Source organism: Actinocatenispora sera (assembly GCF_018324685.1).
GTDB classification, from domain to species: Bacteria; Actinomycetota; Actinomycetes; order Mycobacteriales; family Micromonosporaceae; genus Actinocatenispora; species Actinocatenispora sera.
The window spans coordinates 1,110,865-1,128,256 of the sequence record NZ_AP023354.1; the positions used below are offsets into that span (position 1 = coordinate 1,110,865).

The 17,392-nt window shown below is 75.1% G+C and carries 9 protein-coding genes; 8 read left to right on the forward strand and 1 reads right to left on the reverse strand.

Features of this window, described 5'->3' with window-relative positions:
• The first annotated feature begins 545 nt into the window (after positions 1-545).
• From Asera_RS05225 to Asera_RS05235, 3 genes are all read left to right on the forward strand, one after another.
• A complete protein-coding gene (locus Asera_RS05225; protein WP_212804515.1) occupies positions 546-4,742 on the forward strand; it encodes a hypothetical protein in 4,197 nt (1,398 codons plus the stop codon).
• Positions 4,739-8,086 (forward strand): GTPase, encoded by a 3,348-nt coding sequence (locus tag Asera_RS05230; protein WP_051801962.1) that lies wholly within the window; start codon positions 4,739-4,741, stop codon positions 8,084-8,086. The genes Asera_RS05225 and Asera_RS05230 overlap by 4 nt, the downstream gene beginning before the upstream one ends.
• Positions 8,087-8,316: 230 nt before the next feature.
• A complete protein-coding gene (locus Asera_RS05235) occupies positions 8,317-9,486 on the forward strand; it encodes a hypothetical protein (RefSeq protein ID WP_030445196.1) in 1,170 nt (389 codons plus the stop codon).
• A gap of 205 nt (positions 9,487-9,691) precedes the next feature.
• On the opposite strand, the gene Asera_RS05240 is transcribed toward Asera_RS05235, so the two are convergent.
• On the reverse strand, positions 9,692-11,806 hold the full coding sequence (locus Asera_RS05240; protein WP_157034698.1) for a hypothetical protein: 2,115 nt from the start codon (positions 11,804-11,806) through the stop codon (positions 9,692-9,694).
• 711 nt (positions 11,807-12,517) lie between these two features.
• Here Asera_RS05240 and pdhA point away from each other — a divergent pair.
• The 5 genes from pdhA (at position 12,518) to Asera_RS05260 (ending at position 17,363) form a co-directional block, all read left to right on the forward strand.
• The gene (gene pdhA / locus Asera_RS05245; RefSeq protein ID WP_030445198.1) at positions 12,518-13,720 is read left to right on the forward strand and encodes a pyruvate dehydrogenase (acetyl-transferring) E1 component subunit alpha; all 1,203 of its coding nucleotides are present in this window, start codon (positions 12,518-12,520) and stop codon (positions 13,718-13,720) included.
• Positions 13,720-14,733: an alpha-ketoacid dehydrogenase subunit beta gene (locus Asera_RS05250; RefSeq protein ID WP_030445199.1), complete on the forward strand. Its 1,014-nt coding sequence runs from the start codon at positions 13,720-13,722 to the stop codon at positions 14,731-14,733. The genes pdhA and Asera_RS05250 overlap by 1 nt, the downstream gene beginning before the upstream one ends.
• Positions 14,734-14,744: 11 nt before the next feature.
• Positions 14,745-16,157: a dihydrolipoamide acetyltransferase family protein gene (locus Asera_RS05255; protein WP_030445200.1), complete on the forward strand. Its 1,413-nt coding sequence runs from the start codon at positions 14,745-14,747 to the stop codon at positions 16,155-16,157.
• 211 nt (positions 16,158-16,368) lie between these two features.
• Positions 16,369-16,503 carry a hypothetical protein gene (locus tag Asera_RS33525; RefSeq protein ID WP_280529701.1) on the forward strand — a complete coding sequence of 45 codons (135 nt, stop codon included), beginning with the start codon at positions 16,369-16,371 and terminating at the stop codon, positions 16,501-16,503.
• A gap of 299 nt (positions 16,504-16,802) precedes the next feature.
• The gene (locus Asera_RS05260) at positions 16,803-17,363 is read left to right on the forward strand and encodes a hypothetical protein (RefSeq protein ID WP_035295873.1); all 561 of its coding nucleotides are present in this window, start codon (positions 16,803-16,805) and stop codon (positions 17,361-17,363) included.
• Positions 17,364-17,392 lie beyond the last annotated feature (29 nt).

Here is a 17,392-nt window from a genome sequence, read left to right on the forward strand (position 1 = left end):
TGACAACGACCGATATGGGAAGAATATCCAGCCAGCGGTACCGCTCGACTTTCGCACACCCGACCGGGCGGCGATGTCATCGGCATGACAGATCCGTCGCGCCCGGGGTCAGCGTGATCGGGCAGGGAAGCTTACCGTTACCGAGGTCGAGGCGGGACCAAGCGAGGCGCCGAGGCGGAGCCCGCCGTACGGAGGGGCATCATGTCACGCATGCCGGAAACATACCGTCGTTACCGATATCAGCTCCACACTGGGGTGGAAACCGCGGACGTGCTCTGGCGTGTGCGTTGTGGCCCGGTTGGTCGATCGGGCACCCTTGAGCCGTGACGACGCAGCGAGACAGCGGCGTCGCGCCAGCCGGGGGGCGACGGTTCACCGAGACAGGTCGGCAGCCTGACGAGCCAGGCGACAACCGCCCGACGGACACCACGGAACCGACCGGTTCCACGCATCGACCGTACCCACCCGAGCCGGCGCGCGCCGAGCGCCGGGAACCGACGGAGCACCATGCCCCGCCGGCCGCCCCGGACGACCTCGGTAACCAGGTGCTCGGCGAGGCGCTGCAGCAACTGCGGACCGCCGTCGCCGGCGCCCGGTTCAGCCTGGCCACGGCCGGCGCCGCGGAGGCCCGGCAGCTGGCCCGGCGGCTCGCCGGCACGCTCGACGACTACCTGTCCCCGCGGCTCGCCGAACTGGCCGGGCCACTGCTCGTCGTCGTCTGCGGCCCCACCGGCGCAGGCAAGTCGACGCTGGTCAACAGCCTGGTCCGAGCGCCGGTCAGCCAGGCCGGCGTGCTCCGGCCGACCACCCGGGCGCCGGTCCTGGTGGCCAACCCGGCGGACGCGTCCTGGTTCGGCCGGCCGCGGCTGCTCGCCACCTTCGCCCGCACCGGCGGTACCCCGCCGCAGGGCCGGCACCTGCAGGTGGTGGCCGCCCCCGCGCTGCCGCCCGGGCTGGCGCTGCTGGACGCGCCGGACATCGACTCGGTCGCCGCGGACAACCGGGAGCTGGCCGACGAACTGATGGGCGCCGCGGACGCCTGGCTGTTCGTCACCACCGCCAACCGCTACGCGGACGAGACGCCCTGGCAGCTGCTGCGCACCGCCCGCGACCGCAACGCCGGACTCGCCGTCGTCCTGGACCGGATGCCGGTCGGCGAGGCCCGCCGGATCCGCAGCCACCTCAGCCGGCTGCTGGCCGAGGACGGGCTGGCCGACGTGCCACTGTTCGAGCTGGCCGAGTCCGCCATGGACCACGAGCGGCTGCTGCCCGCCGAACAGGTCGCCGCGCTGCGCGACTGGCTCGAACGGCTCGCCGCCGACGGCGCCGCTCGCGCCGCGGTCGCCCGGCAGACCCTGGACGGCGCGATCGCCACCCTGCCGGCGAAGCTCGCCGAGTTGACCACCGAACTCGCCGCGCAGCACCGCGAGTCCGACGCGCTGCGCGCCGAGGTGCGTACCGCACACGCCCACGCGCTGTCCACAGTGGACGATGCGGTCCGGGGCGGCGGACTGCTCGGCGGCGAGCTCGCCGCCCGATGGCAGGAGCTGGTCGGCGGCGGCGAGCTGGTCCGCGCCGTACAGTCCCGCTCCGGGCGGCTGCGCGACCAGCTGCTGGTCTCGCTGGCCGGACGCGCTCTGCCCGGCCGGCAGTTCGTCCCGGCAGCCAGGGCGGCCCTGCACAGCCTGGTCGACGAGACGCTCGCCGACTCGGCCCGCCGGATCGCCGATGCCTGGCAGCGCGGCCCGGCCGGCACCGCACTACTGTCCGATGTGGACAGCTACACCGGGCCGGACCTGGTCGGACAGTGGTTCGACGATCTGGACGAGTGGATCCGGACCGACGACGGGCAACGCTCGGTGGCCCGCCAGACCGAGTACACGATCGCCGCGGTACGGCTGCTCGTGCTGGTCGCGGTGCTCGTCGCGCCGGCGCGCACCGATGCCACCGGCTCCGAGCGCGCCATGCTCGACACCGTCCTCGCCGACCCGGTGGTACGGCGCATCGCCGGTACCGCCCGGGACGCGCTGGTCGGCCGGCTCCGCGAGCTCGCCGACCAGCAGCGCCGGCGGTACGACGCCGCGCTCAACCGGGTCGCGGTGGACGACACCGCGGTGGTTGCGCTGAGTACCGCGGCCGCGGCGCTGGTGCCGGCCCGTACCGCGGCCGCGCTGGTCACCGAGCGCCGCTCGCTGCCACCGGCGACACCGCCCGTACCCCCGGCGTCGGCACCGACGACCGGCCCGCTCCCCGGCCCGGACAGTCCGCTGTTCCACCCGGCGACCGAGTCCACCGGTACTGACGGGGTCGCCCCGGCCGCCGCCGGGTCCATCGACACCGGTACCGGGGCCGCCGAGTCCACCAGCACCGCGACGACCCGACCCACCGACCCAAGGGCGATCGAACTCACCGGCACCGACGGGCCCACCGACACCGAGCCTGTCGAGTTCACCAGCACCGAGACGACCGGACTCACCGACAGGGAAACGGTCGGACCCACCGCCACCGAAGCTGTCGAGTCCACTCACACCGAGGCGACCGGACCCTCCGACAGGGGAACGGTCGAGCAGACCGACACCGACGGGCCCGCGAGCACCGAGTCCGCCGAGTCCACCGGCGCCGAAGCGAACGGAGTCCCCGGCGCCGAGGAGACCGAGACCCCGCGCACCGAGGAGGTCCGAACCGGCGGCGCCGGAACGGCGCCCGACGCCACCACCGATCGTGCCGGCGCCACCCCACCGGCAGCCGGCGCCGCGGCTGCGCCGGACGCTGCCGCACCCGTCGATGCGGGACCGGGCGGTACGGCACCGGGCGACGAGGTACCGGGCGACGGGGTACCGGGCGACGCGGTACTGGGCGACGCAGTACCGGGCGAGACCGCCTCGGGCGAGCCCACATCCATCGACGCCGGCTTCGCCGAACCCGCCCCGTCCGGCGCCGGGTCGATCGAGGCGGGTGCCGCCACGGCAGCCGGCGGCGCGATCGATGACGGTACAACGGACCGAGCCGTCGCCGACCCGACGGCGGACGCCTCGGGTCCGGCGAGCCCGGCGGCGGTAGGCGAGGGTACGGCCGAGACCACCGAGGCGACGACCGAGGCCGGGGCGGAATCCGTCCCGCCGCTGGACGACGCCGTATCGCCGGACGAAGGCGCCTCCGGCCCTGCGTCGGAACATGCCGAGGCCGCGCCGGCCGACGCCGCACCGGGCCACACCGACAGCGAGCAGAGCGAGTCCGACAGCGAGCAGGGGCGGTCCGTCCGCCAGTCGGGTACCGACACGGAACCCCGTGCGGACGCCCGCGAGCAGCGGCAGGACGGGACCGAGTCGCTGCACGCCGCGGCCACGGTCGCGGCGGCCCGGGCCGGCGGCGAGTCGACCGGCCCCGACGCCACCGAGCCGGCCCCAGGCGACACGACACCAGGCGCCGCACCGACCGGCGAACCAACGACCGACGGCCGTGCCGCGCCGATCGACCACATCGCGGCGCCCACGGCCAGCGACCCGACCGAGGACGGGGCGAGCGGCCCCGCGGCCGAACCAGTCCCTGGCGTACCGGCGAACGTCGAGGCCACTGGCCCCGGCAGCACGACGAACAACGAGGCCAGTGCCGCAGGCAGCACGACGAACAACGAGGCCAGTGCCGCAGGCAGCACGACCAACGACGAGGGCACCGAACCGGCCCCCGACGACGTGACGAACGAGCACGTCACCGGACCGGACAACGACGTCACCATGCCCGACGTGGCTGGAGAGAGCGGCGATGCGGCGACCGGGCCGATCGACGACATCGCGACATCCCCGGCCAGCGAGCCACGCGAGGACGCGGCGAATGAGGACGCGACCGGGCCGGCCCATGGGTTCGCGATGCCCGAGGCTGCGGCCGAGGGGACGAGCGGAGGCGGTACCGAGGGGCTGGGCGCCGAGACGACGTCCGGCCTCGGGGATTCGATCGACGCCGAGGCGACGGACGGGGCACCCGGCGGCAAGACGACGGCCAAGGCCCGCGGCAAGGCGACGGACCGGGCACCCGGCAGCAAGACGACGGCCAGGGCCGGCGGCAAGACGACGGCCAGGGCCGGCGGCAAGACGACGAACAAGGCCGACGGCAAGACGACCGACAGGGCCGGAAGCACGGCGACGGGCACGGCGGGCGGCAAGACGACGAACAAGGCCGACAGCAAGACGACCGACAGGGCCGGAAGCACGGCGACGGGCACGGCGGGCGGCAAGACGACGAACAAGGCCGACAGCAAGACGACCGACAAGGCCGACGGCAAGGCGACGGACAAGGCCGACAGCAAGACGACGAACAAGGCCGACAGCAAGACGACCGACAAGGCCGACGGCAAGGCGACGGACAAGGCCGACAGCAAGACGACGAACAAGGCCGACAGCAAGACGACCGACAAGGCCGACGGCAAGACGACGGACAAGGCCGACAGCAAGACGACGGGCACGGCGGGCGGCAGGACGAGGGACGGGCAACCCGGCGGCAAGACGACGGACAGGGCCCCCGAGGACGCGCTTGGCGACGACGACGCGGAGGGTACGGACGGCACGGGCGCGGGGGACGGCGACGCCGGGCCGAGCGGCGCAACGGATGGCGCGACCCCCGGCGAGCGGCCGGCCACCGACGACGAGACCGCGACGGGCGGCGGGCGGGTGGCCGAGGACGGGCGTACCGACCGGGCGGGCGTAGCGGACGAGACCACCGACGGCACCGGCCAGGAGGACACGTGAGCCGGCCAGAAGCCGCGCGAACCGGCGCGGACGACGACGCCGATCCCGAGATGACCGCCTGGATCCAGCAGCTCGCCTCGGACGAACCACTGCCGGACCCGCACCGGCCGGCGGCCGACGCGGCAGCGGAGCCGGCAGCCACGCCGGCGCCGGACGCGGTCGAGCCGACCGCGGTACCGGACCGTGCCGGCCGGGCACACCGGGGCTCGCACCGCCGCGGCGGTAGGACCAGGGCGGCGGCCAGCGGCGCCACACGCCCCGACGGCATCCCGACCGAAGCAACGGCCGGCGATGGGCCCGCGGCGCCGACCGCCGGCACCGTGACCGACCACGGCACCGACCGGCCGACTCCCGACGGTGGAGAGCCCGCTGCCACCGGCGCAGCGGACGGCTCCATCGCGGTCGAACCGCAGCATCCCGCCGACCGCGCCCACCACCCGGCCGGCCCCGCGCGGTACCCGACAGGCACCGCCCAGCACCCAACCGACACCCGGCAGCGCCCGGACAACACCGCCCAGCACCCAACCGGCACCCCGCAGCACCCGACCAGCGCCGCGCAGCACCCGGCTGCTACCGCACCGCATTCAGACGACGCCGCGCAGCGCCCGGCCTACGACGCGATGCACCGCGCCTCCGGCGCCGCGCCGCATCCCGCCGGCCTCACGGAACACCACCTCGCCGGCCCGAGGGGCGCGGACAGCGAGACCGGTTCGGCGTCCGACGGCTCGGCGCGGCATCCGGTCGATCCGGCGACGCAGGGGGCGACCGAAACCACGTGGGCGGCGTCCGCGCTCGACGGCGGGTCCGAGCCGAGCCTGCCCGTACCGACCGATCCGGCGCAGCCGGCCACGCCCGGCGGCGGCGCGGCCGGGCGTGCGGCCACCGGCGATCCGGCAACGCACCACGGCCCCGCCGGGCAGACCCGGCACCAGGCAGGCATCGCAGCGGCCGGGCGCCAGGCCACCGCCGAGCCGGCCGAGCGCACGGACGACATCGGACCAGCCGCCCAGGTCACCGCAAGGCAGACCCGGAACCCGGCAGGCATCGACGCGGCCAGGGACAAGGCCACCGCCGAGCCGGCCCAGCGCGGGGACGGCACAGCCGAGCAGCAGATCGTCGCCGGGCAGATCCGGCACCAGGCAGGCATCGCAGCGGCCGGGCACGAGGTCACCGCCGAGCCGGCCCAGCGCAGGGACGGCATCGACGCAGCACCGCACCAGGGCCCGGCCGGGCAGCCCCGGTACCAGGGAGGCATCGCAGCGACCGGGCAGCAGGTCACCGCCGAGGCAGGCGGGCACCGGCGCGGTACCGGCGCGGTCGACCCGACGACGCAGCCCACCAGCGACGGCGATGCGGGACCGGAGACGACCCAGGATCCGGCGGTGCCCCAGGAGGTTCCGCTCGGTGACCTGCCGGCGCGACTGCGTGCGCTGGGTGAGTTCGCCGCAGCGACCGGGACGCGGGTGGACGCCGACCGGCTCGCCCCGGTACACGCGCTGCTGGCCCGCGCCGACGAGCGGCTGGCGCTGTCCGAGCGACACACGGTCGTGGTGCTGGCCGGTACCACCGGGAGCGGGAAGTCGCGGCTGTTCAACGCGCTGACCGGGCTGGACCTGTCCCGGGTCGGTGCCCGCCGGCCGACCACCGCCGATCCGCACGCCTGCATCTGGGAACCGGCGGGTACGGGGCCGTTGCTCGACTGGCTCGGCGTGCCGCCGGAGAACCGTACCGAGCGGGAGAGCGTGCTCGACGGTGACGCGCAGCGGGCGCTGCACGGGCTGGTACTGATCGACATGCCCGACTTCGACTCGATCGAGCGCGGGCACCGGCCGATGGTGGAGCGGCTGATCGGCTCCGCCGACATGGTGCTGTGGGTGCTCGACCCGCAGAAGTACGCGGATCGCACCGTGCACGAGCGCTACCTGTCGTCGCTGGCGGACCGGGACGCCGCGCTCACCGTCGTCCTGAACCAGGTGGACCGGTTGCCGGAATCCGATGTCGACCAGCTGGCCGCCGATCTGCGCCGGCTGCTCGCCGAGGACGGCCTGGCCGCCGTGCCGGTGCACCTGGCCTCGGCACGGACCGGTCTCGGCGTGGCGGCGCTGCGGTCCGCGCTCGCGGACGCGGTCGCCAGCCGGCAGGCCGCGACGGTACGGATAGCGGCCGACCTCACCGCGACCGCCGACGGCCTGGTCGACCTGACCGACACCGAGCCGCCGGCCGGCGTGGCCGTGGACGAGCTGGCCGATCGGCTGGCCGCGCACGTCGGGGTGGCCGGCCTGGTCGACGCTGCGGAGCAGGACATGCGCCGCCGCGGCCGGCGGGCGACCGGCTGGCTGTTCGTCCGGCGGGCGCTGGGTGGTCGCAATCCCGACCGCATCCTGGCGCAGGAGCGCTACGACCTGGAGTGGCTCGACGACACCACACCGGCCGACCCGACCGCGGCCGGCACCGCAGGCGCGATGGCCGGCGTAGCGACCGCAGGGGCAGCAGCCTCCGGCGGCACCGGAGGCCCCGCGCACGCCGATCGCGGAACCGCCGGCACCGCCGAGCCGCCCGCGGCGAAGGCCGGAGCGGCCAGGACGGCGGGGCCCGGCACCGGCGCTGCCGGAGCGGCCGACACCCGCGGCGCCCAGGCTGGAAGCGCTCCGGCCGCAGCCGCCAACGCCGGCGCCGGCACGACCGGACCCGCCAACTCCGGCGGCGCCCCGGCCGGAGCTGCCGCAGAGCTGGCGGTGGACCGTGGCCCCGCGGTGCGGCCGAGCGGGGCCGGCGGGCGGCACGAGGCGAACGACGACGCGACCCGGCCGGTACCGGACCGGGAGGCGCCGCGGCGGATCGGCCTCGGCGGCGTGCTGCGCGCCAGCCTCGGGCCGGTGCTCGAGCGGCTGCCGGCGCCCTGGCGCGACTCGCTGCGCGCCGTGCTGACCGAGCAGGTACCGACGCTCGCCGGGCGGCTCGCGGCGCTGCCGGCCCAGGCCGCCCGCGGTACCCGGCCGGCCTGGTGGACGGTGCTCGGTGTGCTGCAGTGGGTCTTCGGGGTCGGCGCGGTGGCCGGCGCCGCCTGGTTGATCGCCGCGGCGGTCTCCGCCTCGGTACCGGATCCGGGACTGGCGGCGCTGTGGCTGCTGGCCGGCGGCGTGCTCGCCGGCGTACTGGCGTCGCTGGTGGCGGTGCCGCTGGTGCGCCGGGCGGCGCGGAACGAGCGGTCCGGGGTGGACGCGGCACTGCGCGCCGCGGTCGCCGCCGCCGCGCGCGACTGCGTGCAGGCACCGGTCGAGGGGGAGCTGACCGCCTATCGCGCCGCGCACGCGGCCCTCGCCGCCGCCCGCGGCCACCGCTGAGCACCGCCGCCCCAAAGGGTGCCGGTGAGCACCCGCCGCCCGAAGCCACTGCCGAGCACCGCCGCCTGCGGGCGCTGGTGAGCATCGTCGCCCGAAGCCACCGCTGAGTACCGCCGCCGGCCGCCGCCGCTGAGCGGCGCGGTCCCGGGGCCGCGCCGCTCGGCCGCGTTCGGCGGCGCCGCTCGACGACGGTGCGGGGGTACCGGCGCGGGTGCACGTAGGCTGGGCGGATGTCCGTCTCGGGGAAGCAGCAGGAATTCTTCGCGCCGATCCTGGCCGCGTGCGCGCCGATCGCCGCCGTGGACACCGCATTGGACGCCGAGTTCGCGGTCTCCGCGCTGCTCGGCGGGGCGTACGCGGCGGCCGACGAGCAGCGTGCCGCCGCGGTCGCCCGGTTCGCCGAGGACCTGGTAGAGGTGCTGGACGGTCGGGAGGACGCGCTGGCCGGTGCGCTGCTGGCCGGGCTGGCCGGGGTGGCGCCGGCCGAGGTGGCCGATCGTGCCCGGGCCGCGTCGAACGCCGGGACCCAGCCGGTCTGGGCCGCCGAGATCGGTACCGCCCGGTGCACGGACGCCTGGGCGATGAGCGACGTCTACGGCGATCAGACGGAGTTCGTCCTGGTCTTCGAGTTCTCGGACCGGGATCGTGGCGGCGCACCGCACGCCTGCTGCGTGTTGACCGACGCGAATCTCGGCGTGGTGAAGGACTGCTGGACCTCCACCGAACCCGAGCGGGTGCTGGCGGACTGCCGGCGCAGCGCGGCGAGCAACGACGACCTGCAGCTCGCCGAGGTCGCACCGAGTACCGCCCGGGCCGCGATCGAGCCGCTGCTTGCCCGCACCGACGAGCTGCTCGAACTGCCCGACTCGACCGAGTTCGCCGAGGACCGGGCGTTGCTGCTGGCCCGGCTGGCCACGCTGCCGACCGCGTCGGCCGAGGACGCCGGCGCCGGCGTCGATCCGGTGGCGGAGTTCCTGGCCGCGCCGGAGGCGGAGATCGACGACGCGCCGGACGGCGTGGTCGAGGCGTGCGCCCGGCTGATCGCCGAGTACGCGGCGGCCGACCCGTACCGGTGGAGCCCGACCGCGGCCGAACGGTTCCTGGTCGACTGGGTACCGACCTCGGCAGTGCTGGACCCCGAGTGCGTCGACTGGCTGCCCACCGTGCTGCTGGCCTTCGTCACGTACGCCGGGCGACGGCGCGGCCTGCCGGAGGACGCCGTGATGGCGACCCAGGAGGCCATCCGCGAAGACCTGGACGACTTCGCCGCCGCGATGGCGGACACGGCCGGCAACGCGGTCACCGCCGCGCAGGTGGCGCGGGCGATGCTCACCGACGGCGTCGACCCCACCGATCAGAACGCCGTGCGTACCTGGCTGGCCAGCAACCTGCCCCGCTGACGCGACCAGGCACCACCCGCGTCCGACCAGAACGCCGTCCCCTGCCTGGCCGCAATCCGCCCCGACACGACCGGGCGCGCATCGACATCCGGTCAGAACATCGTCGCCACCTGCCTGGCCGGCAACCGCTCCGGGCAGCGGGTTCGCACCGGCATCGAGCGGGCGCGGGCGGTCAGCGTGGGCTGTGGTCGCTGGGGCCGATCCCCTAGGGTCTGTGCCCCGGGGCGGCCGGCCCACTGGTAACAGCAGTCGGGGGTTGTTCGGCGCTCGGCCGGTGGGCGGCGTCCGGCTGGCTCGGCGCGGTGGGCTGGTGTGCCGGTTCCGACCGGGTCGTCGGTGGGGTCACCGTCGCCGGCTGACGGCCGGCGGTACCGACGCCATCGTTGCTCGCCGCCGCGCCCGCCTGGTCGCCCGCCGTACTCTCGGGCGCCCTGGCCGCGGTGTGCTGTTGACCGCCGGTGGCCGAGCTCCCGGCACCGGCGTCGCCGCCCGGCACCGACGCCTCGCGGCCGCCGGCGCCGTTGCCGCCGCTGCCGCCGGGCATCGACGCCTGGCTGCCACCGCTGTCGCGGTCGTAGCCGCTCCCGCCGCCGCTGTTGCTGCCGTCTCCGGGGTGTGCACCGGTCCGCGTCGTGGCCGCGCCGGGCCGGGTCGCGGCCGTCGCTCCGGCCGGGGCCGTGGCGCCCGCGCCCGCGCCGGCACGGGGCGGCGCGGCGTCCGCCCCGTTGCCGGCGACGGCGGCCGGTCCGCTCGCGGCACCGTCCACGGCGCCCCGGGCGGCATTCGTACCGCCGGCCCCGGTGGCGTTCCCGGCGAACGGGCTGGCGCCGGCGAGCGCCGGGGCGGCGGGTGAGTCGTCGAGAGCCGGCCCCGCAGTGCGGGAGCCGCCCGGTGACGTGACCGTGGCCGGGCCCGTGGTCGCCGACCGGGTGACCGCGGGCGGCTGCACGACGGCCGGCGAGGTCGGCTGCGACGAATCGGTGGCCGCCGGAGCCGCGGTGGCACCGAGCGCAGCCGGCGTCGCGGTGCCCCACGGAGCCGCGGTGGCACCGGGCGCAGCTGTAGGTGCGGTGCCCCACGGAGCTGTGGTGGCGCCGAGCGCAGACGGCGTCGCGGCGGCCCGCGGAGCCGCGGTGGCGCCGGACGCGATGGCAGCCGGGGCAGGGGCCGCCGGCGCGATGACGCCGGGCGCGGCGGCTCCCGGCGCGGCGGCCCGGGTCTCGGCGGTCGCGGGTCCGGCGAGTTTCGGCGAGGTCGCCGCGGGCGTGCTGGCGGCCGGCGCGGACAGGGTCCATGCGGCGCCGGACGGGTCCAGCACGGTCCAGGTCGCGCCGCCCGGGTCGGTGCCGGCGGGGCCGGTCGGCGCGGCGGGCCGCGCCGCGAACCAGGTGGGGTCGGTCTGGCTGGCCGCCGGCGCCGCACTGCGGGCGCCGGTGCGCGCCGGGCCGTCGTCGCCGGCGGGGAGCAGGGACACCGGGGTGGCGCGGTTGCCGCTGAGTACGAATCCGGTCAGCGCGACGGGTTCGGGGCCGGGCTGCCCGCCGGTCCGGGCCGCCGGCGCCAGCGGGGCGAACACGATCGGCCCCGCGGTCTGCGGCGCCGGGGCCACGGTGATCGGGCCGGCGGTGTGCCCGATGGGCGTCACCGGCCCGAACACGATCGGCAGGGTGGCGGCCTGCGTCAGCGGCGGCAGCACGATCCGGAGGCCGTCGTACCGGATGATCGTGGTGCCGTCGGGGCCGGGTTCGACGACGGGCTGGCGGGGACCGGTCGGAGCGGTGCGGTCGCTGTGGTCGCTCTCCCGCTCCCGGTCGGTCGGTGAGCCGGCACGCCGTCCGTGCTCGTCGCGGCGGTCGTGGGCGCCCCTACCGTCGGGCCGCGCCGCCCCACCGTGGTGGGTGCGGCCGCGCGCGTCGCCGTGCCCGGACGGGGCGGTGGCGCCGTCGTGATCGGGTGCGGCGCCGGAGTCACCGTGGGGTTGCGTCGGGTCGGCGCCCTTGGCGTCGGGGTCGGGTACGACGACGGGCGCGTTGCCGGGGCTCTTGAGGAACGGTGTGGTCTCGGCGAGCGGCGCGCTGCGCAGCCGGTCGGCGCCGGCGGCCATCAGCACGGTCGAGGCGGCGACGGTGACGGCGACGAGGCTCACCAGCACGAGGGTGATCTTGCGGCCGGCGATCGTGCGGGCGGCGGCCCGGTACCGAGCCCGCAACCCCGCGGCGATCCGCCCCATCAATCCGGAAATATGGGCACGCAGACCGCCGGCCAGGGCCGGGGTTCCGTTGCCGCGCACAAGGTGCGGCGTCTCGGTCCGCTCGGCCACGCCGTGCAGGTTAGTCCCCTCGGCACCTGCCCCGGCAGCCCCGGAACGGCCATTCGTCGCGGGACGCGCGTCGGAAGTGGTGACGGTCACTCGCATACCGTTCGCCTCCTCGCCTCCGTACCGTGTCCGCGCCGTGCCGGAGCGCCGTCGAGCGGTGCGAGCAAGGTGCCTCGCTGTGCCGTACGTCGGCTAGGACCGGTACGAGCGGCTACTCCCGTTCCTGCCGCGCTACCGGAGTATTGTTGCACTTCGTGAGCTCTGTGTATACACACAGTTGTTTTCCCTGTACGCAGCGCCCTCCCGCACCGCCCCGGCCCTGAACGCTGGTAAAGGCTGGTTACGGTCGCGTAGGTTCCCGGTGGACCCCTGGAGAGCCGCGCCTGGGCGACGGTTCGCCGCTGCGACAGGCACGAGCGCGGGGGTCGCGGGGCCGCCCCACAGCCGACCGGCTGGTGCCCTCGCGACCACCGGAGCCCGTACGATGGCGGCACGGGATGTGGCGGCCATCACCCTCGATGGACTCGCATCCGAGCTGACATGCTGTTGGGCAATCGGCAACGGGGCCGATGATCGCGCACACCCGCGATCCGGCCCCTGCGCCGACGCTCCCGCCGGGCGAACCCCCAACCGGGGTCCGCGCGGCACGACGGAGACGCCGACCGGTGCGGTAACCCCACACCGGCGGCGCAAGCAGAGGGAGAGGGATCGGACATGGGTGACAAGCCCGCGACGAAGGGGCGGCCCGCCACCAAGGCCCGGTCCGGTGCCCGGCGGTCACGCCCGGCACCGACACCAGCCGAGGAGGCGGCGCTCCAGGGGTCCGTGCCGGAGCCGGAGTTCGTACAGCTGCTCACCCCGGACGGGGAGCGGGTCGAGCACCCGGACTACTCGGTCGACTTCACCGACGAGCAGCTGCAGGGGCTCTACCGCGACCTGGTGATCGTGCGGCGGCTCGACCTGGAGTCGACCGCGCTGCAGCGCCAGGGGCACCTGGCGATCTGGGCCAGCCTGGAAGGCCAGGAGGCGGCGCAGATCGGCTCCGGCCGGGCGCTGCGCAAGCAGGACATGGCGTTCCCGACGTACCGCGAGCACGGCGTGCTGTGGTGCCGGGGCGTCGACCCGACCGCGCCGCACGGGCTGTTCCGCGGCAACGACCACGGTGACTGGGATCCGGCCGAGCACAACGCCAACCTGTACACGCTGGTCATCGGCGCGCAGACGCTGCACGCGGTGGGCTACGCGATGGGCATCAACTACGACGGCAAGGTGGGCACCGACGACGGCGAGGCCGCCATCGTCTACTTCGGCGACGGGGCGTCCAGCCAGGGCGACGTGCACGAGGCGTGCGTGTTCGCCGGCGTTTACCACGCGCCGGTCGTGTTCTTCTGCCAGAACAACCAGTACGCGATCTCCGAGCCGGTCGAGCGGCAGACCCGCACCCCGATCTACCAGCGCGCGGCCGGGTACGGCTTCCCCGGCGTGCGGGTGGACGGCAACGACGTGCTGGCCTGCTACGCGGTCGCCCGCCACGCGCTGGACCAGGCCCGGCACGGCCAGGGCCCCACGCTGATCGAGGCCTACACGTACCGGATGGGTGCGCACACCACGACCGACGACCCGACCCGGTACCGCACCGGCAGCGAGGTCGAGTCGTGGAAGCAGCGCGATCCGATCTCCCGGATGCGCAGCTACCTGACGAAGGCGGGCATCGGCGACGACGACTTCTTCGCCTCGGTCGACGCGGACGCGGACCGCATCACCGGCCGGCTGCGCGAGTTCGTGATCGGCATGCCCGACCCGGACCCGAGCCGGCTGTTCGAGCACGTGTACGCGGAGGAGTCGCCGCTGCAGGACGCCGAGCGCGCCTGGTTCGAGCAGTACCAGAGCAGTTTCGTCGGGGAGGGGGCGCACTGATGGCCAAGCAGCAGGGACCGTTGACCGGTACGCAGACGTTGACCATCGGCAAGGCGCTCAACCTCGGCCTGCGCCGGGCGCTGGAGGACGACCCGAAGGTACTGCTGATGGGCGAGGACGTCGGCCGGCTCGGCGGCGTCTTCCGGATCACCGACGGGCTGCAGAAGGACTTCGGCGAGGATCGCGTGCTCGACTCGCCGCTCGCCGAGGCCGGCATCGTCGGTACCGCGATCGGCCTGGCCATGCGCGGCTACCGGCCGGTCTGCGAGATGCAGTTCGACGGGTTCTCCTACCCGGCGTTCGACCAGGTCACGAACCAGCTGGCGAAGATGCACTACCGCTCCCGCGGGCGCATCACGCTGCCGGTCGTGATCCGGATCCCGTTCGGCGGTGGCATCGGCTCGGTGGAGCACCACTCCGAGTCGCCGGAGACCTACTACATGCACACCGCGGGGTTGAAGGTCGTCACCCCGTCGTCCGCGGTCGACGCGTACTTCATGATCCAGCAGGCGATCCGGTCGAACGACCCGGTGATCTTCCTGGAGCCGAAGGCGCGCTACTACGAGAAGGGCGAGGTCGACCTGGACGCCTCGCTCGCGAGCGCCGAGCCGCTGCACCGCTCCCGGGTCGTACGGGCCGGCAGCGACGCCACCGTGGTCGGCTACGGCCCGACCATGCGGGTACTACGCGACTCCGCCGACGCGGCGGCCGAGGACGGCCGCTTGCTGGAGCTGATCGACCTGCGCACGCTCTCCCCGCTCGACCTCGATCCGGTGTACGAGTCGGTCAAGCGCACCGGCCGGCTGATCGTCGTGCACGAGGCGCCGACGAACGCCGGGCCGGCCGCGGAAATCGCCGCGCGGGTACAGAACGAGTGCTTCTATTCGCTGGAGGCGCCGGTGCAGCGAGTGACCGGCTTCGACACGCCCTACCCGGCGTCGAAGCTGGAAGAGCACTTCCTGCCCGACCTGGACCGGGTGCTCGACGCCGTCGACCGCACCTTCAGTTACTAGGAGCCGCCCGGATGACGCGCGTCAAGCAGTTCCCCCTGCCCGATCTCGGTGAGGGACTCACCGAGGGCGAGATCCTGAAGTGGTTCGTCGGGCCGGGCGACCGGGTCACGCTGAACCAGCCGATCGTCGAGGTGGAGACCGCCAAGGCGGCGGTCGAGATCCCCTGCCCGTACACCGGCGCGGTGGTGGAGATCTTCCACGGCGAGGGCGAGACCGTCGACGTCGGTGCGCCGATCGTCTCGTTCGACACCGACCCGGACGCCGGCCCGCTGCCCGAGCCGGGTTCCGGCGGTCCGGCCGAGGTGACCGGGCCGCTGATCGGCGAGCAGAGCGCCGACGGCCGCACCGCGGTGCTGGTCGGGTACGGGCCGAAGGAGTCCGGCGGCAAGCGCCGGGCCCGCCGTCCCGTCAACGGCGCCACCGCCCCGGCACCTGCCGCCCCGGCCGCGGCGGCGCCCACCGCTCCGGTCGTACCCGCCGCGCCGGTCGTACCCGCCCCGGCGCCGGCCCCGGTGGTACCGGCACAGCCGGCGCCGGTGAACGTCCGGGTGCTGGCCAAGCCGCCGGTCCGCAAGCTGGCCAAGGACCTCGGCGTCGACCTGACGACGCTGACCCCGACCGGCCCGAACGGCTCGATCAGCCGGGACGACGTGCTGGCGGCGCAGTCCGCGGCGGCCGCCCCGGCACCGGCGGCGGTGTCCGCACCGTCGTTCGGCCCCGACCGGGAGCAGCGGATCCCGATCAAGGGGGTCCGGAAGCTCACCGCGGCGAACATGGTGGCCAGCGCGTTCACCGCGCCGCACGTGACGGAGTTCCTCACCGTCGACGCCACCCGTACCGTCAAGGCGGTCGAGCGGCTGCGCGCCATGCGCGACTGGCGGGACGTGCGGATCTCGCCGTTGCTGCTGGTCGCCAAGGCGGTGCTGGTCGCCGTCCGGCGTCATCCGCTGGTCAACTCGACCTGGGACGAGGCCAACGGCGACATCGTGGTCAAGGAGTACGTGAACCTCGGCATCGCGGCGGCCACCGAGCGCGGCCTGATCGTGCCGAACATCGCCGACGCCGGCCGGCTGTCCCTGCGCGAGCTGGCCGACGCGATGAACGAGCTGGTCGCGACCGCGAAGGCGGGGAAGACGGCGCCGGCCGCGATGCAGGGCGGCACGTTCACGATCACCAACGTCGGCGTGTTCGGGGTGGACACCGGTACCCCGATCCTGCCGCCGGGGGAGACCGCGATCCTCGCCTTCGGCGCGATCAAGCAGCAGCCGTGGGTGCACAACGGCAAGGTCAAGCCGCGGTACGTGACGACGCTGGGCCTCTCGTTCGACCACCGCATCGTGGACGGCGAGCTGGGGTCCCGGTTCCTGGCGGACATCGGGGCGTTCCTGACCGATCCGGAGGCGGCGCTGCTCGCCTGGGGCTGATCTTCCGTACGACGTGTGACGGCCGCGACCCGATCCGGGTCGCGGCCGTTACCGTTTCCGGACGTGACCGTCGACACCACGGTGATTTCCCTTGTCACGCCGAAGGATCTTAGGCATGTAAGCGCCCTCACCATGGATTCTTTTGCAGTCAACCGGTCATCTGCGCTCTAATGGAGTCACCGGAGAGACATCCAGCAGAGGTGAGGCACTGATGAACAACCTGCTCCAGAAGTACCGGGAGCGTCGCACGGTGGTCCGTCGGACTCGCGCCATCGAGCGGGCGCTGTCGCGCTGCCCGTCCCGCGCGATGCGCGACGAGCTGCTCTCGATCGCCAACCGCGACTGACCTCCCTTACTCCCGCGACCGGTGGCCGCCCCACCACCGTCGCCGTCCAGACACCGCCCTCCTCGGCCCGATCGAGGGGGGCGGCAGTGTGTCGGCCCCCTGGCACCACGACGGGTACGGCCGACGCGCAAGGCGTCCGTGCGTCGGCCCCACCGAGCCCACGCCGGTACGGCCGGCAGTGCCAGGACGCGAGTGTTCCGGCGCCGGACCCGATCGGCCGGGGGTGACGGTTCCGGGTAGCGTGAGACGCCCGCGGCCCGGGACGGTCCGGGCGACGGCGATGCGACGGAGGTGGCGCGGTGCAGCCGGACGGCACCCGACGCGGCGCATCCTCACCCGGCCGGGACCCCCGCCCCGGTGACGCACCACCGCCCGCCCATCCGGACCAGCCCCCCGCCGACACCCCGGCGTACCCGGGTCAGCCGCCCGCCGGCACCCCGGCGTACCCGGAGCAGCCCGCCGGCACCCCGGTACACGCGGACCAGCCGCCGGCCGGGCCGGCGGCGTACCCGGGTCAGGGCGGTGCGGTGCCGCCGGCGTGGACGATGCCGGTCCCGGTCAAACCGCCGCCGCAGCCCAAGCGCACCCTCACGCTGATCATCGTCGGCGCGGTGGTCGTGGCCGCGGCGGTGATCTCGGCGCTGATCCTCAACGGCCGGCACGGCGAGTCGTTCCCGGTCGGGTCGTGCATCACCGCGCAGGGCGGCAAGGCCGTCGCGGTCTCCTGCGGCAAGCCCGGGGCGTACAAGATCACCAAGGTGACGTCGAGCCGGGCGAAATGCCCCGACCCGACCGGGCCGGCGGTCGAGCTGCAGGGCTCGGCCGGTGACCGGTTCCGCTGCCTGGCCCCGGCGCGGTAGCGCTGTCGCGTTCGCCACGCTGCCGGCCG

What these genes read in the sequence shown, in the direction of transcription:
- Asera_RS05235 (WP_030445196.1), top strand. Translation starts at nt 8,317, where the DNA reads ATGTCCGTCTCGGGGAAGCAGCAGGAATTCTTCGCGCCGATCCTGGCC.
- pdhA (WP_030445198.1), top strand. Translation starts at nt 12,518, where the DNA reads ATGGGTGACAAGCCCGCGACGAAGGGGCGGCCCGCCACCAAGGCCCGG.
- Asera_RS05250 (WP_030445199.1), top strand. Translation starts at nt 13,720, where the DNA reads ATGGCCAAGCAGCAGGGACCGTTGACCGGTACGCAGACGTTGACCATC.
- Asera_RS05255 (WP_030445200.1), top strand. Translation starts at nt 14,745, where the DNA reads ATGACGCGCGTCAAGCAGTTCCCCCTGCCCGATCTCGGTGAGGGACTC.
- Asera_RS33525 (WP_280529701.1), top strand. Translation starts at nt 16,369, where the DNA reads ATGAACAACCTGCTCCAGAAGTACCGGGAGCGTCGCACGGTGGTCCGT.